Source organism: Lentiprolixibacter aurantiacus, assembly GCF_026241225.1.
GTDB lineage: Bacteria > Bacteroidota > Bacteroidia > Flavobacteriales > Flavobacteriaceae > Lentiprolixibacter > Lentiprolixibacter aurantiacus.
Map to the genome: position 1 here is coordinate 348,855 of NZ_JAPFQP010000001.1, position 19,757 is coordinate 368,611.

The 19,757-nt window shown below is 44.8% G+C and carries 19 protein-coding genes; 6 read left to right on the forward strand and 13 right to left on the reverse strand.

Going from position 1 to position 19,757, the window contains the following annotated elements; translation table 11 throughout:
* Positions 1–29 precede the first annotated feature (29 nt).
* Genes gldD through mutY form a run of 4 tightly spaced genes read right to left on the reverse strand, consistent with a single transcriptional unit; the run spans position 30 to position 3,493 of the window.
* Complete coding sequence (gene gldD, locus OO016_RS01560) at positions 30–581, reverse strand: gliding motility lipoprotein GldD (protein WP_266010270.1); 552 nt, start codon at positions 579–581, stop codon at positions 30–32.
* Positions 571–1,899: a gliding motility-associated protein GldE gene (locus OO016_RS01565; RefSeq protein WP_266010271.1), complete on the reverse strand. Its 1,329-nt coding sequence runs from the start codon at positions 1,897–1,899 to the stop codon at positions 571–573. The genes gldD and OO016_RS01565 overlap by 11 nt, the downstream gene beginning before the upstream one ends.
* 24 nt (positions 1,900–1,923) lie before the next feature.
* Complete coding sequence (locus OO016_RS01570; RefSeq protein WP_266010272.1) at positions 1,924–2,391, reverse strand: single-stranded DNA-binding protein; 468 nt, start codon at positions 2,389–2,391, stop codon at positions 1,924–1,926.
* A gap of 40 nt (positions 2,392–2,431) precedes the next feature.
* Positions 2,432–3,493, reverse strand: a complete 1,062-nt coding sequence (gene mutY / locus OO016_RS01575; protein WP_266010273.1) for an A/G-specific adenine glycosylase — start codon at positions 3,491–3,493, stop codon at positions 2,432–2,434.
* Between the two features lie 123 nt (positions 3,494–3,616).
* Between mutY and OO016_RS01580 the strand changes: the two genes are divergently transcribed.
* From OO016_RS01580 to OO016_RS01595, 4 genes are all read left to right on the forward strand, one after another.
* Positions 3,617–3,907 carry an HU family DNA-binding protein gene (locus tag OO016_RS01580; protein ID WP_266010274.1) on the forward strand — a complete coding sequence of 97 codons (291 nt, stop codon included), beginning with the start codon at positions 3,617–3,619 and terminating at the stop codon, positions 3,905–3,907.
* Between the two features lie 250 nt (positions 3,908–4,157).
* Positions 4,158–5,705 carry an Rne/Rng family ribonuclease gene (locus tag OO016_RS01585; RefSeq protein WP_266010275.1) on the forward strand — a complete coding sequence of 516 codons (1,548 nt, stop codon included), beginning with the start codon at positions 4,158–4,160 and terminating at the stop codon, positions 5,703–5,705.
* A 108-nt stretch (positions 5,706–5,813) separates the two neighbouring features.
* The gene (locus OO016_RS01590) at positions 5,814–8,213 is read left to right on the forward strand and encodes an alpha-L-rhamnosidase-related protein (RefSeq protein ID WP_266010276.1); all 2,400 of its coding nucleotides are present in this window, start codon (positions 5,814–5,816) and stop codon (positions 8,211–8,213) included.
* A gap of 27 nt (positions 8,214–8,240) precedes the next feature.
* Positions 8,241–8,717: a regulatory protein RecX gene (locus tag OO016_RS01595; protein WP_266010277.1), complete on the forward strand. Its 477-nt coding sequence runs from the start codon at positions 8,241–8,243 to the stop codon at positions 8,715–8,717.
* Positions 8,718–8,725: 8 nt separating this feature from the next.
* Here OO016_RS01595 and OO016_RS01600 read toward each other — a convergent pair whose 3' ends face one another.
* From OO016_RS01600 to bioA, 4 genes are all read right to left on the reverse strand, one after another.
* The gene (locus tag OO016_RS01600; protein ID WP_266011915.1) at positions 8,726–9,610 is read right to left on the reverse strand and encodes a cupin-like domain-containing protein; all 885 of its coding nucleotides are present in this window, start codon (positions 9,608–9,610) and stop codon (positions 8,726–8,728) included.
* Positions 9,611–9,686: 76 nt separating this feature from the next.
* Positions 9,687–10,772, reverse strand: a complete 1,086-nt coding sequence (gene bioB, locus OO016_RS01605) for a biotin synthase BioB (RefSeq protein WP_266011916.1) — start codon at positions 10,770–10,772, stop codon at positions 9,687–9,689.
* A 96-nt stretch (positions 10,773–10,868) separates the two neighbouring features.
* A complete protein-coding gene (locus tag OO016_RS01610) occupies positions 10,869–12,029 on the reverse strand; it encodes a beta-ketoacyl synthase N-terminal-like domain-containing protein (protein ID WP_266010278.1) in 1,161 nt (386 codons plus the stop codon).
* A gap of 102 nt (positions 12,030–12,131) precedes the next feature.
* Entirely contained in the window at positions 12,132–13,409 is a 1,278-nt protein-coding gene (gene bioA / locus OO016_RS01615) for an adenosylmethionine--8-amino-7-oxononanoate transaminase (RefSeq protein WP_266010279.1), read from the reverse strand.
* Positions 13,410–13,471: 62 nt separating this feature from the next.
* Here bioA and OO016_RS01620 point away from each other — a divergent pair, with 62 nt between their 5' ends.
* Positions 13,472–14,965, forward strand: a complete 1,494-nt coding sequence (locus OO016_RS01620) for an ArnT family glycosyltransferase (protein ID WP_266010280.1) — start codon at positions 13,472–13,474, stop codon at positions 14,963–14,965.
* Here the strand turns inward: OO016_RS01620 and bioD are convergent.
* Genes bioD through OO016_RS01635 form a run of 3 tightly spaced genes read right to left on the reverse strand, consistent with a single transcriptional unit; the run spans position 14,951 to position 17,149 of the window.
* A complete protein-coding gene (gene bioD / locus OO016_RS01625; protein ID WP_266010281.1) occupies positions 14,951–15,568 on the reverse strand; it encodes a dethiobiotin synthase in 618 nt (205 codons plus the stop codon). The two genes, OO016_RS01620 and bioD, sit on opposite strands and share 15 nt — an antisense overlap.
* Before the next feature lie 10 nt (positions 15,569–15,578).
* Entirely contained in the window at positions 15,579–15,974 is a 396-nt protein-coding gene (locus OO016_RS01630) for a putative signal transducing protein (RefSeq protein ID WP_266010282.1), read from the reverse strand.
* Positions 15,959–17,149, reverse strand: coding sequence for an aminotransferase class I/II-fold pyridoxal phosphate-dependent enzyme (locus OO016_RS01635; protein ID WP_266010283.1), 1,191 nt, complete (start codon positions 17,147–17,149; stop codon positions 15,959–15,961). The genes OO016_RS01630 and OO016_RS01635 overlap by 16 nt, the downstream gene beginning before the upstream one ends.
* A gap of 43 nt (positions 17,150–17,192) precedes the next feature.
* Between OO016_RS01635 and OO016_RS01640 the strand changes: the two genes are divergently transcribed.
* Positions 17,193–17,729, forward strand: a complete 537-nt coding sequence (locus tag OO016_RS01640) for a GNAT family N-acetyltransferase (protein WP_266010284.1) — start codon at positions 17,193–17,195, stop codon at positions 17,727–17,729.
* A gap of 47 nt (positions 17,730–17,776) precedes the next feature.
* Here OO016_RS01640 and OO016_RS01645 read toward each other — a convergent pair whose 3' ends face one another.
* On the reverse strand, positions 17,777–18,055 hold the full coding sequence (locus tag OO016_RS01645; protein ID WP_266010285.1) for a F0F1 ATP synthase subunit delta/epsilon: 279 nt from the start codon (positions 18,053–18,055) through the stop codon (positions 17,777–17,779).
* 29 nt (positions 18,056–18,084) lie between these two features.
* The gene (atpD, locus tag OO016_RS01650; RefSeq protein ID WP_266010286.1) at positions 18,085–19,593 is read right to left on the reverse strand and encodes a F0F1 ATP synthase subunit beta; all 1,509 of its coding nucleotides are present in this window, start codon (positions 19,591–19,593) and stop codon (positions 18,085–18,087) included.
* Positions 19,594–19,757 lie beyond the last annotated feature (164 nt).

Consider the following 19,757-nt stretch of genomic DNA (forward strand, 5'->3'; position numbering starts at 1 on the left):
CAGCGATACTGTTTGTGCTTAATGTATTCCTATTCCCATTGGATGGTTTCCATAATCCTCCGGATATCTTTCTGTAAATAGACCGCTGCCGGATAGATGGAATCGTAATTGGGTTTCGCATAGAAATAAAGGGATCCCGTAACAAAATTCCTGGTGCTGTCTGTTACGTAGAACTGCGACTGTGAAGCAGCATCACCGCTCACCTCATAGAACATTCCATAAACCGAATCTTCCGGATTGATATAAGGCTGTTCGGTAATATCATCTGCCTTGATCACATGCTCATAGGATAGCCTCTGGGCGTCTGAAAGCAGGGAATTCAAGTTATCCTCAACCGGCTTATAAGTTATGTAAATAGCGGCGTTCAACAGTGGATAATCCAGGGTAATGGCATCCTTACCTTCCCGCCCAACACGGGCCAGGGAATTGCCTTCAAAACGGAATTTTTCATACTTCATGGAAATATGCCTGGCCTCGGGATAATCCAGTCGAAGCATCCCCTTGGGCTTGGGAAGGGTTTCACCTCCACAGGAAAAAAGCAAGGCCAGAATAATAACTGTAGTTAACCACTTATAACGCATGGGGCAAGGTAACTTTAATTTGTTTCAATCTTTTTTTATCAAGGCTTTCCACCACAAACTGGTAGTCCTTAAACGTTATGGTTTCACCCCTTTTAGGGAAACTTCCCGCTATTTCCAAAACAAAACCCGCAATGGTCTCAGACTCCCCTTTTTGTTCCTCAAAATCCTCCTCATCTTCAATATGCACCACACGGTAAAAGTCTTTCAGGGCCGTTTTCCCTTCGAAAACGTAATTAAAATCATCCAGTTTGGAAAAAACAAGGTCTTCATCGTCAAACTCATCGCTGATATCACCAACTATTTCTTCAATAATATCTTCCAGGGTTACTATTCCGGAAGTACCTCCGTATTCATCCACCACAACGGCAAGATGATTTTTTTTATCCTGGAACTCCAGCAGGAGATCATCCAGTTTTTTGTTCTCGGGAACGAAGTAGGGTTCCCTGATCAGCGAGGTCCAGTTGAATGATTTTCTGTCTATGTACGGCAGTAAATCCTTCACGTAAAGGACTCCCAGTACATTATCCACATTCTCCGAAAAAACCGGGATACGTGAGTAACCATATTTCTTTATCTCCTCCAGCACTTCAGGAAACTTCATGTCGTCACTAAGCGCAAAAATATCTATCCTGGGGCGCATTACCTGTTTGGTATCGGTATTGCCAAAGGAAACAATACCTTCAAGTATCTTCTGTTCTTCCCTGGTTGTATCGCCCTCGGAAGTCAGTTCCAGAGCCTGGGACAGGTGATCTACACTCAGATTAGATTTTCGCCTTCCCAACCGTTCATACATAAAAATACTTGCCTTCCTCATTGGTGCGCTTAGGGGAGTAAAAAGGAAGTCAAGCGTTTTCAGCGGATAAGCCATAAAGTGCGAAAAAGGTTTTTTATTCCGGTTCGCATAGATCTTGGGCAGGATTTCCCCGAACATGAGGATAAGAAATGTTGCTACTACCACCTCAAGCAAAAACCGCACTGAAATAAAGGAAAGCAGGGTGAAGTTGATCTTTGAGAAAAGGGTATCACCGATGGCATTAAAAAGCAAAACGATACCAATATTAATGGCGTTGTTGGTAATCAGGATGGTTGCCAGAAGTTTTTTGGGTTTCTCCAGTAACTTGATTACAATCCCCCCTTTGCCTGATTTGCTTTCGCGAATCTCATTTAGCTCCGTGGCCGAAAGTCCGAAAAAAGCAACCTCTGCTCCGGATATAAGGGCAGAACAGCACAACAGTAGCACCATGATAACTACCCGGATGATCAGGGCGCTGTCTGCGGCTATTAATCCAATAAGTAAACTATGGGGGTCAGGGTCCAATAGCTACGAATTTTTGAGGTTCAATTAGAATGGCAGGTCGTCATCCTCCTCTGGCTCCGCCATTGGTTCCGTTGCTACCTGTGGGGCCTGTACCTGTTCAGCACGCGGCTGGGGACCTCTCTCCATGGAAGAGCCGGAATTCGCCATGCTTTCCTGTTTGGTTGACAAAAAGGTGAAGTCCTGCACATGGATCTCGGTGGTGTAACGCGTGCCTCCGTCTTCCCCCTGCCATTGCCGGGTTTTCAGGCGGCCTTCCACATAAATTTTATCCCCTTTATTGAGGTACTTCTCACATATCTCAGCCGCTTTATTGCGCACCACTATATTATGCCATTCCGTATTGGTGACCTTTTCACCGGTTTGCCTGTTGGTATAGGTTTCATTGGTAGCAATAGGAAAACGACCTATACAATTGCCTCCTTCAAAATAATGAAGTTTAACTTCGTCTCCTAAATGCCCTATCAGCATTACCTTGTTCAGTGTTCCACTCATAACTTTACTATTAAATCAAAAATACGAAAATTTGTTGCTCCTAGGCATTTTCCAGGGCATTGCTATTTACCAGATATTTTTCAATAAAATCTGCGATCAAAACCGGAACGGGATACTCCTTTAATGAACCTACTGGTATACCCTCAGGCAATTCCCTGTCTACAGGGACCATCCAGAAATTGACATGTAAATGCTGGTGCGATAGTTTATGTATAATCTTGTTATTGTTGATGCGTACCAAATCTTTCACCCTGAAATCTCCTATTGAGATGGCAACTTCCTTTTGCAAGGCCGCTTTCTCAATTTCCCTGTCTGCTTCCACAAAAGGAAATTCATACAGGTTTTGCCATATTCCACGTCCTTCCCGTTTCCTGAATAAGGTTCGATTCAATGGGTCCCTGACAAAAAGGTAATTCAAAAATCGTTCCCGCACCCTGGTCTTGTTACCCTTGACCGGCAGCGTACTTACTTGTCCTTTTTGAAGTGCATGGCAGCTGTTATTAAGCGGGCAGGTTTCACATTCCGGATTCTTTGGCTTACAGTGCAAAGCCCCAAATTCCATTAGCCCCTGGTTATAGTCGCGAATATGCTCCATGTCCATGACCTCACGGGCCAGTTCCTTAAAATACTTAACCCCTTTTGGGCTGTCTATGGCTAACTCAACCCCAAAATATCGGGCCAAAACGCGATATACGTTACCGTCAACTACAGGTTCGGGCCTGCCAAAGCTAATGGAAGCAATAGCACTTGCCGTGTAATCCCCAATGCCTTTTAAACGCATCAAATCCCTGTGGTTATCAGGGAAGCGCCCTTCGTAATCTTCAGCAATTGTTCTGGCCGTGGCATGAAGGTTCCGGGCCCTGGAATAATATCCCAGGCCCTGCCATAATTTCAAAACAGTTTCTTCATCGGCCCTCGCAAGATCATATACCGTAGGAAAATGGGTGATAAATTTCTCGTAGTACGGCAGGCCCTGAGCCACCCGAGTTTGTTGCAGGAGGATTTCCGACAGCCAAATCTTGTACGGGTCAGAAGTTTGTCTCCACGGAAGAGGACGTTTGTGCTCCTCGTACCAATCCAGAATTTTACGAGAAAAAGACATGGGGTTTCAGTAAAGGAGCAAATGTAAAGGATTATGCACTTAAAATTAGCACTTTACCGGAAAGAAAGAATTTAATTTATATATTTGCAAGCCTGAAAAACGTATATAAACTATATAACTAAAATGACTAAAGCAGATATTGTATCTAGGATCTCAGAGAAACTGGGAATGGAAAAAGGAGATGTGCAAGCAACTGTAGAATCTTTCATGGAAGAAGTGAAATCTTCCCTTGAAAATGGAGATAATGTTTACCTGAGAGGCTTCGGTAGTTTTATCGTGAAGACAAGGGCAGAGAAAACCGGCAGGAATATCTCAAAAAATACAACCATTAAAATCCCCGCACATAACATTCCTGCATTCAAGCCGGCCAAGGTTTTTGTTGAAGGAGTAAAAAGTAACGTGCAAGTAAAATAATAACACCATTAAAGTAGAACTTCATGCCGAGTGGTAAAAAAAGAAAAAGACATAAGGTAGCTACTCACAAGCGTAAGAAACGCAGGAGAGCTAACCGACACAAGAAGAAGTAGTTTTAAACTACTTCTTCGTTTTATTACGTTCATTGACATAAGAATTCCAGTTAATAGGATTTCGGCGGGTTTTCACAACCTGTAATAACTATTGTATAATCACTTTTCCCATTCCGGGAAAAACTAAATTGAAACAGGTGAAAAGAGAATTAATCGTAAGATCCGATTCTAATGCCGTCGATTTTGCCTTACTAAAAGATGGAAAACTCATAGAACTTCACAAAGACATTGACGATAACAAATTCAATGTAGGCGATATATTCCTGGCCAAAATCAGGAAGCCCGTTACGGGGCTTAACGCCGCTTTTGTCAATGTGGGATATGAAAAAGATGCCTTTCTGCATTATCATGACCTGGGGCCACAGCTGGCTTCAATGCTCAAGTTCATCAAAGGAGTAAGTACTGGTAAACTCAAAGAGTATACCCTTAAAAATTTTCCATTTGAAAAAGATATTGATAAGCATGGCAGCATAAATGACGCTGTTAAAGCGAATCAGTCCCTTTTAGTGCAAATTGTTAAAGAGCCTATATCCACCAAAGGCCCAAGGATAAGTTCAGAACTTTCCCTTGCCGGCCGTTATTTGGTTATGGTACCGTTTTCGGACCGCGTCTCCGTTTCCCAGAAAATTGGGAGCAATGAAGAAAAGGACCGGTTGAAACGTCTTGTAAAAAGTATCAAACCAAAAGGATTTGGGGTAATCATTAGAACAGTTGCCGAAGGCAAAAAAGTCGCGGAACTAGACAAGGATTTGCAAAACTTGCTGAACAAATGGACAGCAATGTGTAAGAAATTGTATAAAGCGCCCACACCATCCAAGGTCCTGGTTGAACTTAACCGGGCCTCTTCCATCCTGAGGGATGTGTTTAACGATACCTTTAGCGGTATCTATGTGGATGACGAAACGCTTTATAACCAGATCAAAGATTACGTTCAGGAAATTGCCCCCTCTAAGGAATCCATAGTAAAACTGTATTCATCTTCTACGCCCATTTTCGAAAAATTCGGAATCGAACGCCAGATCAAAACTTCGTTCGGCAAAACGGCTTCCATGAGTAAAGGTGCTTACCTGGTAATTGAACATACCGAAGCACTTCACGTAATTGACGTGAATAGTGGTAACCGTTCTAACAAGGCCAAAAATCAGGAAGATACTGCCCTTGAGGTTAATTTACTCGCTGCCTCTGAAATTGCCCGTCAATTGAGATTGAGGGATATGGGAGGTATCATAGTGGTCGATTTCATCGATATGGTACGATCGGAAAACAGAAGGAAATTGTACAATTTCCTCAGGGATGAGATGAAGGATGACAGGGCCAAACATAAAATTCTGCCCCCAAGTAAATTCGGGCTGGTACAAATTACCAGACAACGCGTAAGACCCGAAGTAAATATCAAGACCACGGAAGAAAATCCAAGTGGCAGGGGAGGAGAAGTAGAGGCTCCAATTGTACTCATTGATAAGATTAATGTAGACCTTGAAAAGATTTTGAAGGGTCGGAACAAGAACAAAGCGCTTGTCCTGAATACACATCCGTTTATTGCGGCATACCTTACAAAAGGATTTCCGTCCATCCGTTCCAAATGGTTTATGGAACACCAAAAATGGATCAAAATCCAACCCAGGGATGCCTACACTTATCTAGAATACCGTTTTATGGATAAAGAAGGGAAAACCATTACCTAACAGAAGCGGCTCCAATTGCATTGGGGCCGCTTTTTTTTTGCCTTCGCCATGCGTGCAAGAGATGCTCAAATTGGTCCATATTTTTTAAATTCGTTTAAATTCTATCCTGTGAAAAATTCATTCCTCTCTATTCTCTTTTTGGTTTTACTACTCGTTTCCTGCACAGGCACACAAGAATCACAACTATTTACTGATGCGCTGGACGGTGCGCCATCTATCACCGGTAAAGAATCTTACCTCAATTCACCCTATGTGAATGCAGGAGACAGGGTTTATATGGTAGGGCATCAGGACGGCAGTTTCCCGGAAATAGGATGGCATGTACAGGGAGAAATGGGCGGTATCTGGGATCACCCTATCAAATTGATGGATGGGTTTGAGTTATCCCTTGCTGAGGAAGGAGAGTCCATTTTACTGGATAAGGCCGATAGTTTTGTGAACTACCCCTTTGCCAATGAACACCTATACAGGCTTCCGGAATCAGAGTTACAGCTAATCAGATCACAGTTTGTGCCGGATAGTCATGAAGGTGTCATTGTAGAATACCATCTTCAAAATAATTCTGCAAATGCAAGAACCCTTGAACTTACCTTTACGGGGTATTCTGATTTGAGGCCGGTATGGCTTGGTGAGCGCACAGGAATGAACGATTCCCGGGATCAAGGTGAATTTGATGAGGCTTTAGGAGCCTGGATTTTCAAGGATGAAGACAACCCCTGGTTTGTTATTTTTGGTGCCGATCCCCCACCTAATTCCCATATGAAGGCAAAAACTACCTTCGCGGGTATGGGAAGTGCAGGATCCTTGGGGTATTCCCTTGAAATCCCAGCGGGAACCACTTCCTCAGTAACCTTCACCATTGCCGGCTCTTATAGATCGAAAGACGCAGCCATTGGTACCTACACAACCTTACAGCAAAATAAACTCAGCCTGCTTGAGGCCAAGAAAAAACGTTATGAAAAACTGGCGGCTAATTCCAAACTCAAGGTACCAGATCCCAGATTACAGCAAACTTTTGAATGGCTGAAATACAATTGTGACTGGCTTATCCGAACGGTTCCAGAAATCGGAACCGCGATAACTGCAGGTATACCGGATTATCCCTGGTGGTTTGGAGTAGACAGCGAATATGCCTTACGGGGGTATATGGCTATTGGACAAACCAATGTGGTCCATCAAACCATTAAACTCCTGGACAGTGTATCCAACGCCGTCAATGGAAACGGCAGGATCATCCATGAAATGTCTACCAACGGTACCGTATTTAACCCCGGGAACATCAATGAAACCCCGCAGTTTGCCTCGTTAATCTGGGAAATTTATCTCTGGAATGGTGATGAGGAGTTTTTGAAGAAGTACTACCCAACGGTTAAAAAAGGACTAGCCTGGTTGATGGAAACCAATGACGAGAACCAAAACCTGTTTCCCGATGGTTTTGGTATGATGGAAATACATGGCCTGGATAGTGAGATGATCGATGTGGCTACCTACACGCAAAGGGCATTTGCAGATGCCTCAAAAATGGCGTTAGCTATGGGAGAAGAAGTCCAGGCTTTGGAATACCAGGAAATGGCTGCAGCTTTAAAAGCAAAGATCAACGATGAATTCTGGTCGGAGGAATTCAATTCCTTTGCCGACTTTATAGGAACGGATGAACAAGCCCTGCACCTAATTGATGATGCCATTATACGGGCAGATACACTGGACAAACCCTGGGCGGTGGAAGAGCTAAAACAAACTGCAAAAAAGATTCGTGAAAATCCCTCCAGTGAACCACGTCCTTTTGTTCTGCACCATAACTGGGTGGTCAATACTCCCATGGAAATGAAAATAGCCGATGAGGATAAAGCCATTAAGGCACTGGGTACAGCTGAGACTTTTGTCAATCCATTCGGGGTTTTTGTTACCGGGATCGATCGTGATGCCTCTGCAGGTTCTGATGACGGATCCTTTCGGGGTAGCAAGGTATTTTCGTACACTGGTGCCGTGATGACGCTGCCCACAGGCGTACAGGCGGTAGCCGAAAACAACTACGGCAGGCCTGATCAGGCGCTGAATTACCTGAATCGCATGGCCCGCACATTCAGCTATGCCCTGCCAGGAAGCATGTATGAGGTATCGCCAGATTACGGGATGATTACTCAGGCATGGAATATATATGCATTTGCTATTCCCATTGTTCAACAATTCTTTGGGATACAGCCCAATGCTCCCGAAAAGAAAATTGTTGTGCAACCTCAAATGCCTTCTTCCTGGGATAATGCAAGCCTTGAAAATGTTCGTGTGGCAGATAATTCTGTTTCCGTATCATATTCTAAAAAAGCAGGGGTAACCCGAATACAGGTTAAACAGGATCAAAAAGGCTGGACCCTGGAATTGATTCCCCCAAAAAATTCGAAGGCCCAATATGAAGTATCCGGTGCAGACGTCACGCAGGAGGAACGTGATGGCCTTACTGTTTTTAGTACTAAAGAAACTGAAATTACACTGGAGATCAGTTCAGAATAGGAGATCACCCTTGTGTACAGTCATTACATGAAGCGTCAAGGAAAATCCTACACCTTAGAAGAGGCCCTGAAAAAAATGGGGCGCTACTGTGCCTACCAGGACCGGTGCCATCAGGAGGTCCGACAAAAACTCAGGGAGATGAAAATGATCCCGGAAGCTATTGACCACATCATGGCATACCTGATCGAACACGATTTCCTGAACGAACAGCGTTTTGCAGACAGCTTTGCCCGGGGCAAATTCAGGATCAAGAAATGGGGTAAATTGAGGATTATTAGGGAGCTCAGGCAAAGGGAAATATCTCAGTTAGCTATTAAAAAATCATTAAAGCAAATCACAGATCAGGAATACAGGGAAGTGCTGGATGATCTTGCATTAAAAAGACTCGAGACTCTAACCCAATGTACAGCATTGGAAAAAAAGCAGAAACTCAGTTCTTATTTGCTATATCGGGGGTGGGAAAACGAGTTGGTTTATGATAAAATCCGTGAGCTGCTGGACTGATTGCAATTTCAGGCACTTTTTCTATAGAATTCCCTGAGGTAGCGATCTGTTTTGCTGATTGCCTGTTCATTTTTCCAGTCGATCCACTTCTGTCCTTTCAACCTTCGCATCGCGTTGTCAAAATACCTCATAACGGCAATGTTATAAATGGCTTTGCACAGGTTTCTGGGATTGCGCGGTATACCCCTCAGGCTCATTGAAATCCCCGGGGTTATATACCTCATGTAATGCCAGTAGCCCTCCGGGATATAAACGGCATCACCATGGTTAAGGCTGGTTTTATAACCGTTTACATGTTTCAGCGCCGGCCATAACCTGTAATCCGGATTGGAAAAATCAATGCTTTCATGGGTAATCAGGGAATGTGGGATCTTATACAGCAGTCTGTTCTCTGTTTGCGGAAAAAGGATGCACTCTTTCTCACCGTCGAAATGGAAATGAAAAATATTGGCCAGGTCAATGTCGTAATGCATAAAAGTGTAGGAATCCTCTCCTCCGAAAAACAACATAGGCAAGCCTTTCATCAGTTTAATCCCGAGTTCGGGGAAATCAAAGTCCTTCTGTAAGTCGGGCACTTCTTTAAGAATGTTCCACAGGAAAATGCGATACCTGGTAGGCCCCCTTTTAAGCAGGTCAATATAATCTGCCATCTTCATCCTGGCATGGGGCTCGTTGAATCCATCCTCGTGTTGAACCGGACGATCGTCATACAGAGGAACATCCTTGTCTCCTGCAACACGTCTCATATAATCCAGGTTCCATTTGCTGTAGGCGGGCCAGTTGGCCATAAGCCCTTCTAAGACCACTGGTTTTTGCGGCCTGAAAAACTCCTTTTGAAACGCTTCCGGAGTGAGATTTTTTCGCCTTGGGATGTCCTGCAGGTTCACAGATATTCGGGTTTTTATAAGCTCCAAAGGTATAAAAAATCCCTGTCTGATATTTTATGATAAGGGTGCGGCTTACCTCATATCAGGCTTTTGAACGCCGTCTTGCTGCCTCGTTTCGTTCAATCTTATGCCCTGGCCTGGTCCATTTAGGGTTTTCGCCCATAGGGGCAATACTCGAATCTTCCTCTTCCACAGTCACAGGTTGAGGGGCTTTTTTGAAAGCCTTCTGAGGCTGCAAACCAAGCAGGCGGAACATCTCCATATCTTCATTAACATCCGGATTAGGTGTAGTGAGTAGTTTATCCCCCGCAAAGATGGAATTGGCTCCTGCGAAGAAACACATAGCCTGACCTTCCCTGCTCATATCAGTGCGTCCTGCAGATAATCTTACCTGTGTTTTTGGCATTACTATACGGGTAGTTGCAACCATGCGTATCATATCCCATATCGGGATGGGTTCCATATCTTCCATAGGTGTACCTTCAACGGCCACAAGTGCGTTTATGGGAACAGATTCCGGCTGAGGGTTCAGGGTAGAAAGGGCAACCAGCATGCCAGCCCGATCTTCCAGGCGTTCGCCCATTCCGATAATCCCCCCGCTGCATACCGTTACGTTCGATTTTCTAACGTTATCTATGGTTTGCAACCTGTCTTCGAATGCGCGGGTAGAGATCACGTCCTTATAGTAATCCTCAGAGGTATCCAGGTTGTGGTTATAGGCATACAAACCGGCCTCTGCAAGTCGCTGGGCCTGATTCTCAGTAAGCATCCCCAGGGTGCAGCAAACCTCCATATCCAGTTTATTGATAGTACGTACCATTTCCAGCACCTGGTCAAACTCAGGGCCATCCTTAACATTTCTCCATGCGGCACCCATGCACACGCGGGAACTGCCTGAAGCTTTAGCCCGCAGCGCCTGTGCTTTGACTTGTTGCACAGACATGAGGTCATTTCCCTCTATATCGGTATGGTAACGGGCTGCCTGCGGACAATAACCACAGTCCTCAGGGCAACCCCCTGTCTTTATGGAAAGCAGGGTAGAAACCTGGACCGTATTAGGATCATGATGCAACCTGTGTACCGTAGCAGCCTCATAAAGAAGTTCCATCAGCGGTTTATTGTAAATCTCCAGTATTTCTTCCTTGGTCCAGTTGTGTCTTTCCACAATTAATAGGTTTTGTTATGGTTCAAAAATAGGTCTTCTCTATTTCATTAACCAATATATGAAATCAAAATTAATGGTAAGCCCTCAATTATAAAGACGTCAAAAAGGTAGCTGCAAAAGTATACTCACTGCATTCCCCCCAAATCCCACTGCATTAACCAGTATATTGTTAAGCTTTTCGGGGTATTTGTTATCCACAAATGGTACAGGTATAAATTGCTGATGCATCATCATCATTATACCCATTTCCAAACTCAATATACCCGATGCGCCAAAGGTGTGCCCAATCTTCCATTTATTGGTGGTCAGGGCTGGCATTTTATCCTTAAAAACCGATTCAATTGCCCGGTACTCGGAGAGGTCCCCCTTTATGGTGCCCGGGGCATGCATGACTACAGCATCCACCTCACCCGGATTTAGTCCGTTCAGGGCCATACTCATGGATCTCTGGAAGCATTTTGCATCTGTAGAAAGTGAAACACTGTGTTCCAGGGGCTCCGTAGCATATCCAACACCTCCTACATAAACAAGGGGGTCCTTAACTGGATCGGCCTCAAGGCAAATAGCCCCTGCACCTTCGCCCAGTATCATGGAGTTTGTGCTCTTTTGAAGATCGAGTGCACGGCATGGGTATTGTCCGTTGGCTTCAGAATATATTTTCAGTGCGCTCATTTGCGCCAGGGTAAAGGGCGTAAGGGCCGCTTCGGAACCACCAACTAAAAATTTATCGGTCATTCCGCTTTGTAACCAGGCTATCCCATTGAGCAGGGCGTGCAGTGCCGTGGAGCAGGTGATGGAATGGGATATCTCCGGACCCTGAATTTGTAAATCATGGGCCACCCAGGAGGAAATATTGCCAAGTGTGGTATTGGGCGAAGTTCTGGTGGCCGTACTATTTCGTTCAAGGAAATCCCTGTGGTATCTTTCAAAAAGACCGGTTGCTCCCCTACTTGAGCCAAAATTTATTCCAAAGGAACTTGTCCCCTCCCATCCGGAATTTATCACGGCTAATCGCGATACCAACAAGGCCAATAGTACGGAACGGTCCAGCCCCCTGTAGTGGTTGTTTTCTTCCCTGATTAATTGAATTTGATCTTCTGAGTCGGCCTCCAGGGGTGCCACCCAATATTCCTGACCTCCGATTTCCTTTTTAATTGCAAGGTGACTTGTTTGCAAATAATGTTTCCAGGCTTTCCTGGGGTCATGCCCCAAAGCTGAAATACTGGCAATACCGGTGATCCCTATTTTTTGGGAAAGCATATCAGAAACTTTCAGGCAAAAGTAAGGCTAATCTGCATCATCCCCCAAGCAGACTCAACAGCTCCTGAACCTGAATACTAAAACTCCATTGTAATCCCGGGGTTAATGCTGGTATTCAGTCAGAATGCCGAGAATCACCTGGTAAACGTGTTGCAATTGTTCGTCCTTAATTACGTAAGGAGGTAGCAGGTAAATCGTATTGCCGAGTGGCCTGAGGAAGACCCCGCGGTCCATGAATTGTCTGAAAAGAATATCCCTCAGGTTACCGTACCTTTCCATAGCCATCGCCAGCTCAAAGGCATAGATTACACCAATCTGCCGGGTGTTCTGAACCATAGGATTCTCCCGTAGCTGCATGTCAAACGACTTATGCGATTGTATAATCCTCTGAATGTTGTCCTGCATTTCCCGGGACCTCAGCAATTTGATCCCCGTCAGGGCAGCCGTACAGGCCAGGGGGTTGGCGGTATAGGTGTGTCCATGAAAAAAGCCCCTGCTAATTTCATCGCTGTAGAAAGCATCATAAATTGCTGCTGTGCAGCTAGTAACTGCCATCGGCATTAGACCAGCGGTTAGGGCCTTGGACAGGCAAATAATATCCGGCTTCTCCTGTAGGTGGTCTGAGGCAAAAAAACTTCCGGTTTTCCCAAATCCGGTCATTACTTCGTCGGCAATCGTAACCACATTATTGGCCTTGAGAATTTTGAGGATTCTGTTCAATCCCCGGGCATCGTGCATTTTCATTCCAGCAGCTCCCTGGACAAGTGGCTCATAAATAAATCCGGCCACAGAATTTGAGGATAAAAGCGTATTCAGGGAGGACTCAACCTCATCGATATTTTCCACAGTTGGCACAGGAATGCGCTTAACCTGAAGGAATAACTCTTCAAAAGGACCGTTGTAGACAGAAAGTCCCGAAACAGACATGGCACCAAAGGTATCACCGTGAAATCCTTCTTCGAAGGCCAGGAGGACGTTTCGCCTTTCACCTCGATTAAAATGGTATTGAAGGGCCATTTTAATCCCGATCTCCGTGGCGGTAGACCCATTATCTGAGAAGAACAATTTCTCCTGGTTATGGGGCAATATCTCCATTAACGCCTCTGATAATGCTACAGCAGGTTCATGTGTAAATCCGCTAAACACAACCTGGTCCAGCACCTGCATCTGATTTGACACTGCTTTTAATATCTGCGGGTTGCAATGCCCGTATACGCAGGTGTACCATGAGGATATGGCATCTATATATTCATTTCCGTTTTCGTCCCGGATCATTGCTCCCTGAGCACTGCTGATACCGAGCATTTCCGGGTATAATTTATGCTGGGTAAGAGGGTGCCAAATATGCTTCTGATCCCGTTTTGACAAATGCGTCTGCAATTCCTGGACTTTAAAAAAGATGATACAATTTATCTATATTGCGTTCCGGGCAATCCCAGAACATGCAAAGCAAAGGTAAGACATCTCCTATTTCCATTTACGAAAAGCTATCGGGCAAAGTAATGCTTCTAATCCTGTTTCTCCTGAGCTTTTTTGTCCGGTTTCCCTTTTTTTTCAGGGATTATATAGACAGGGACGAAAGCACTTTTATCCTGGTTGGACAGGCCCTGGCAGACGGATATTTGCCGTATACCCATCTGTGGGATCTAAAGCCTCCCCTGATATACTTCCTTATGGCCGGATTGATCTCTTTATTCGGGAAAAGTTTTATTGCTATCCGTTTATTCGGGGTTGTCGCGGTAGCCCTGACCGCCTTCTTTACATTTGAAATTGGCAGGCAGGTTTTTAGCCGGAAAACAGCGGTGTTTTGCTCACTGGGCACAGTATTGTTACTGAGCCTGTTCGGTAGTCTGCAAGGTGTGATGTCTGAGCATTTAAGTATGCTGTTTTTTATGCCAGCCCTGTTAATTCTGGTCCGGGGTCGCAGTAATATGAATGTCTTTTTAGCAGGTTTACTTACAGGCTTAGCTATCATGACCAAGATTAACCTGGCTTATGCTGCACTTTTCATTGCGGTATTCCTTTTCGTTGCAATGGGAAGAAAAAACACCTGGCTTAGGGGGTTTATCAATAGCTTGTGGTTTGGTCTGGGTATAATGCTTATCATATTGCTGACAATTCTTCCTTACATATTTTCAGGTACGGCACATGTCTGGTGGAATTCTGTTGTCTTAGCCCCGTTAGAATATACACGGGCTGAGCCCTTTGCCCCGGAAAAGATATTGCCATTTATAATTGTTATTGTTTCCTTCTTCCTGTTCGCCTGGAGAAAACAGAAAATAGATTTTAAAAACCCCGGGGTTCTACTGCTTTTTATAGCTCTATCCGGGGTGTGCTTTTCATTTATCAAAGGAGGCAAGATCAACGGGCACTATCTGATTCAGATCTATCCGATATTACTACTGTTTGTAGGGTCAGTTGTTGCCCGCATTGAAGGGATACAAAACTGGAAAGCCGGGCCTGTCGCAGTTTTGCTCCTTATCCTGCTGCCTGTTGAAAGCTACAAGGAGTATTACGCCGTTTATGCTTATAACAAAGAACGCGGAACCTACTTTAACGGTGAGGGTATAAGCGTTCCCGATTACCTGAAAAAAGAAGGCCTGGACAACAAAAGCGTGCTCCTCTTTGAATACCATATTGGCTACTGGAAGTTAAACCAGTCGCCCCTGACCAAAGCTGCAACCCACCCCAGCAACCTTTGCCGGGACCAGTTATTCCCCTACTTTGAGAATCCCAGGCTAACAGCCCTTGAAGAGTTGAAATACATTATGGAAGACCTTAAGCCGGGGATTGTAGTAGTACGCAAGGATAAGCCCATATTCGACAGGAAACAGGAACAGGCCAACGCCTATACGTCACAATATATACAGGATCATTACGTCTTACACCATACTATTGACCGGGCAGAAATCTATCTCAGGTCAGATAGTCGCTAGGCTTTTGGCAAACAGTCTGGCATATCGTTTAATCATCTCCCTGTTAAACTCCGCTTCTTCGCCGATACGCCCCAGGAATCGTGCTCCTGTTTTTTTAAGAATTATCTGCTCTGTGGTAGGGTGTTCCTCTCCGCTAAAAATCAGGGAGGCATTGATGCCTCTTCGTTCTAACGCCTCCATGGTTAACAAGGTGTGGTTGATGCTGCCCAGGTAATGCCTGGATACAACAACAACATGGTAGTGAGGCTTTATAAGATCCGCAATGGTGTCGTCCTGGTTCAGGGGAACCAAAAGGCCTCCGGCGCCTTCAATAATCAGGTGGTTAGTGGTTTCAGGTTCCCTTATTTCCTTCAGTTCTATCTGCACCCCATCTATTTCAGCTGCAGCATGGGGGCTCATAGGTGTGTTTAAGGCATAGCTGTTTTTGTGAATAACCGTATTGGTATTCGATATCAGCCTGGCTATTTTATGGCTGTCGGAATAATCCAGATCACCCGACTGTACCGGCTTCCAGTAGTCGGCCTCCAAAGCTTCAACCAAAATAGCAGAGGCAATTGTCTTCCCTACTTCCGTGGAAGTCCCTGTTACAAATATCCGCTTCATATCCATTTGTTTAAATAGGCTTGGTGATCATACCGCACTTAGTGCATCTGTATTTCTTTTCTTCCAAAAAGGGAAAAAGCTTGTGCAACAAGGATTTCCTGCTGTAGTAGACTTCGGATCGATTTGCCTTGCAGTTAGGGCAAACAATGGGTTCACCCTTATCATCAATTGCGTATGCCCTGACCTCGTTATAAATTTCTCGGGCCCTTTCCTTATCACGACTATAAACAGCCAGTTTAACCCCTCCAATGGCACTGCTTATCAGGGGATCCGTGTTGAGGATGTTTTCATCCCTAAGAAATACTGCAATCCCTTCGGATTCTAATTTTGATTTGATTACCTGCACATCGGCAGCATATTCGAAAGAGCCCAGAATAAAAAACTCTTGCTTTACCTTTTCTTCCATAGTGTATAGAGCAGTTTTAAAACGACATCAATTTCATCTTTTTTATTAAAACTATGCAGGATTAATCGAATTCTTTCCTTTCCCTTTGGCACTGTAGGGGCAAGAATTGGCCTGACGTCAATACCCCTGTCCTGAATATCCCTGGCAACCTGTTTTACGACCAGATTATCAGGAAGGATACACGACTGAATAGCAGAATTACTTTGAATAAACGCCTCCTTAAAACCCAATTCTTCAATGCGGGACCTGAAGTATGCGATATTCTTTTTCAATAAGCTGACCTGTTTCTGCCCGATACTCTCCTTCAAAAGACCATGTGATTCCCGAATTGCAACCAGGCTATGTGGGGGCAGGGCGGTAGTATAGACAAAGCTGCGCGCAAAATTGATGAGGTACCTTACAAGGTCCTTACTACCCAAAATAGCGGCTCCATGGGTGCCCAGTGCTTTTCCAAAAGTTACCACCCGTGCAAAAACTTCATCCTGTAGCCCCAGGGATTCCAGCAAACCAGCTCCGGCTGTCCCGAAGATTCCAACGGCGTGCGCCTCATCGACAATTAAGTTAGCCCCGTATTGCCTGCATAGGGTAACCATTCCGTCTAAATCGGGCGAATCCCCGTCCATAGAGAAAACAGATTCTGTAACCACATAAACCACATTATCCGGGGTGGTTTCGATCCGTGCCCGGATCATATCCAGCTTTGCTTCGAAGTCTTGCAGATTATTGTGCTGAAACTTATAGGCTTTTGCATGGGACATACTGATCCCGTCTCGGATGCTGGCATGACTGAGCTCATCGTAAAGTATGAGGTCTCCTTTCTGGGGAACTGATCCAAAGAAACCCAGATTCGCATCATATCCCGAGTTAAATATAAGCGCTGCCTCGGCGTGGTAATAATCGGCAAGCATTTGCTCTACACCTTCAGATAAAGCTGAATTGCCTGACAGAAGCCGGGAGCCGGTAGAACCATTGATTTTAAGTTGATGTTTTTTAAGATATTCCGATATGCGGTCAAACAGGTCTTCATTACGGGCAAATCCCAGGTAATCATTGGAACAGAAATCAATCTTGCCCTCCATAGATGTGAGGTTTCTGAGGGAATTATCTGCCTCCCGCTGGTCCAATTTTTTCTTGAGTCGTCCCGGAAAATGATCCATGCAGCAAATGTAAGGCATAGGCGATATAATTCGTAAATTGAAATAAGCAAACCCTGTAGCCATGTATCCCATTAGTTATACCAAAGTTTCTTCCGAGGATGAGTTATTGCAGGTGCTGGAATTACAAAAGGCCAATCTTCCTTCCGCGCTTTCTGAAGTAGAATCCGGGCAAGAAGGATTTGTGACCGTTGTGCATTCTTTAGCCCTGCTAAGAAGAATGAATGATAGATGCCCCCATGTACTGGCCAAATCGGGAAATAATGTAGTTGGCTATGCCCTGAGTATGCACCCGGATTTCAGCAGGGAGATCGACATCCTCAAGCCTATGTTCCGGGAAATTGAAAAAGCGGTTCCTTCCAGGGAACCATATCTGATTATGGGGCAGATATGTATTGACAAAGCGTACAGAAAGCAAGGCATATTCCGGGGATTATACCATAAAATGCTGGAATATTATCAAAAGGAATATCAGCAGATCATTACCGAGGTAGACGAAAGAAACCAACGATCATTAAAGGCACATTATTCGATAGGGTTTAAGGAGCTCAGCCGGTACCAAAGCAGTGGTCGCTACTGGCACCTTATCGTTTTAAAATAAAAAAGCCATACCCTGAGGTATGGCCTTATTTTTAGAGTGATGTTCCCTTAATCAGCGAGTACGATCACTTTATTATCGTTCATTTCAACAGTACCGCTGTTGATGGCCAGGGTTGTTTTTCCGTTGCCATCTTTATTGAACTTCGCCTCGTATTCTTCGTGAAGCTTTATATCGCCATCAAACTTTACGAGACCTTCCTGCAGTAAGGAAACAATAGGTGCGTGATTCTCCAGCATTTGAAACTCACCATTAACCCCAGGTACTGTAACAGAATTTACTTCTCCTGAGAATAAGGTTGCTTCGGGTGAAACAATTTCTAAATACATAGTTTCTTTTTATTGGTCCTTTCTCAGACTTAAACTTCAGCCAGCATTTTCTCACCAGCTTCGATAGCCTCTTCAATGGTACCTTTCAGGTTGAAGGCAGATTCAGGAAGGTGATCCAGTTCTCCGTCCATGATCATGTTGAAGCCTTTGATGGTATCCTTGATGTCTACCAGTACACCGGGTATACCTGTGAACTGCTCTGCAACATGGAATGGCTGTGAGAGGAAACGCTGAACACGTCTTGCACGACCTACCGCAAGCTTGTCTTCCTCGGATAATTCTTCCATACCGAGGATAGCGATAATGTCCTGCAGTTCTTTATAACGCTGCAGCAACTCTTTAACGCGCTGGGCGCAATCGTAGTGCTCATTACCCAATATTTCAGGAGCAAGGATCCTTGAGGTAGAATCCAGCGGGTCTACCGCAGGATAGATACCAAGCTCTGCGATTTTCCTTGACAATACCGTGGTTGCGTCCAGGTGGGCAAACGTTGTTGCAGGGGCGGGGTCCGTCAAGTCATCCGCAGGTACATATACTGCCTGTACGGAAGTAATGGAACCTCGTTTTGTAGAGGTAATTCGTTCCTGCATGGCACCCATTTCCGTAGCCAGTGTTGGCTGGTAACCCACCGCCGAAGGCATACGTCCCAGAAGTGCAGATACCTCAGAACCTGCCTGTGTAAACCGGAAAATATTGTCAATAAAGAACAGTACATCTTTACCCTGTCCGTCACCTGAACCGTCACGGAAATATTCTGCAATGGTAAGTCCGGATAGTGCCACACGGGCACGTGCTCCAGGAGGCTCATTCATCTGTCCGAATACGAAAGTAGCCTTGGATTCTTTCATGGCTTTTTTATCGACCTTAGTCAGGTCCCAACCACCGGCTTCCATAGAGTGAAGGAAATCATCCCCATATTTGATAATGCCGGATTCCAGCATTTCACGAAGCAGGTCGTTTCCTTCCCTTGTCCTTTCCCCAACACCGGCAAATACAGATAGTCCACCGTGTCCTTTTGCAATATTGTTGATCAATTCCTGGATCAGTACAGTTTTACCTACACCTGCTCCACCAAACAGACCAATCTTACCACCCTTGGCGTATGGCTCGATAAGGTCAATTACCTTGATCCCGGTAAACAATACTTCTGTAGAAGTGGATAGATCTTCAAACTTAGGCGCTTCACGGTGAATTGGCAGTCCGTTCTTACCTTCTTTAGGAAGGTTTTCCATTCCATCGATGGCATCACCAATCACATTGAACAGTCGGCCGTAAATCTCATCTCCAACCGGCATTTGAATTGCATTTCCTGTAGCTACAGCTTCCATCCCCCTGCTCATACCATCAGTGGAGTCCATGGATACCGCTCTTACCGTATTTTCACCAATGTGAGACTGTACTTCCAGTACCAGTATGCTTCCATCTGATTTGGTAACTTCAAGGGAATCGTAAATTTTAGGAAGGTCGGCTCCGGACTTGAATTCAACATCGATTACTGGTCCGATAATCTGCGCAATTTTTCCTGTGATTTTAGCCATTGTGCTCTTATTTGAATTATAATGGTTCTTAAGCTTGATGATTAACCTGGAATCGCGTAGCGCCAGGTCCATTTTTCGGCTGCAAAGATAGGGTATTCCTTCTGAAATCAGAATGGATTGGGCTTCTTTTTTTGCATATAAAAAAAGCACCGGAAAACCGGTGC

Coding starts and splice junctions, on each gene's coding strand:
- gldD (WP_266010270.1), bottom strand. CDS start 581: ATGCGTTATAAGTGGTTAACTACAGTTATTATTCTGGCCTTGCTTTTT.
- OO016_RS01635 (WP_266010283.1), bottom strand. CDS start 17,149: ATGCCTTACATTTGCTGCATGGATCATTTTCCGGGACGACTCAAGAAA.
- OO016_RS01645 (WP_266010285.1), bottom strand. CDS start 18,055: ATGTATTTAGAAATTGTTTCACCCGAAGCAACCTTATTCTCAGGAGAA.
- OO016_RS01580 (WP_266010274.1), top strand. CDS start 3,617: ATGACTAAAGCAGATATTGTATCTAGGATCTCAGAGAAACTGGGAATG.
- OO016_RS01620 (WP_266010280.1), top strand. CDS start 13,472: ATGCAAAGCAAAGGTAAGACATCTCCTATTTCCATTTACGAAAAGCTA.
- OO016_RS01610 (WP_266010278.1), bottom strand. CDS start 12,029: ATGCTTTCCCAAAAAATAGGGATCACCGGTATTGCCAGTATTTCAGCT.
- OO016_RS01640 (WP_266010284.1), top strand. CDS start 17,193: ATGTATCCCATTAGTTATACCAAAGTTTCTTCCGAGGATGAGTTATTG.
- atpD (WP_266010286.1), bottom strand. CDS start 19,593: ATGGCTAAAATCACAGGAAAAATTGCGCAGATTATCGGACCAGTAATC.
- OO016_RS01595 (WP_266010277.1), top strand. CDS start 8,241: ATGAAGCGTCAAGGAAAATCCTACACCTTAGAAGAGGCCCTGAAAAAA.
- mutY (WP_266010273.1), bottom strand. CDS start 3,493: ATGTCTTTTTCTCGTAAAATTCTGGATTGGTACGAGGAGCACAAACGT.
- bioD (WP_266010281.1), bottom strand. CDS start 15,568: ATGAAGCGGATATTTGTAACAGGGACTTCCACGGAAGTAGGGAAGACA.
- OO016_RS01630 (WP_266010282.1), bottom strand. CDS start 15,974: ATGGAAGAAAAGGTAAAGCAAGAGTTTTTTATTCTGGGCTCTTTCGAA.
- OO016_RS01570 (WP_266010272.1), bottom strand. CDS start 2,391: ATGAGTGGAACACTGAACAAGGTAATGCTGATAGGGCATTTAGGAGAC.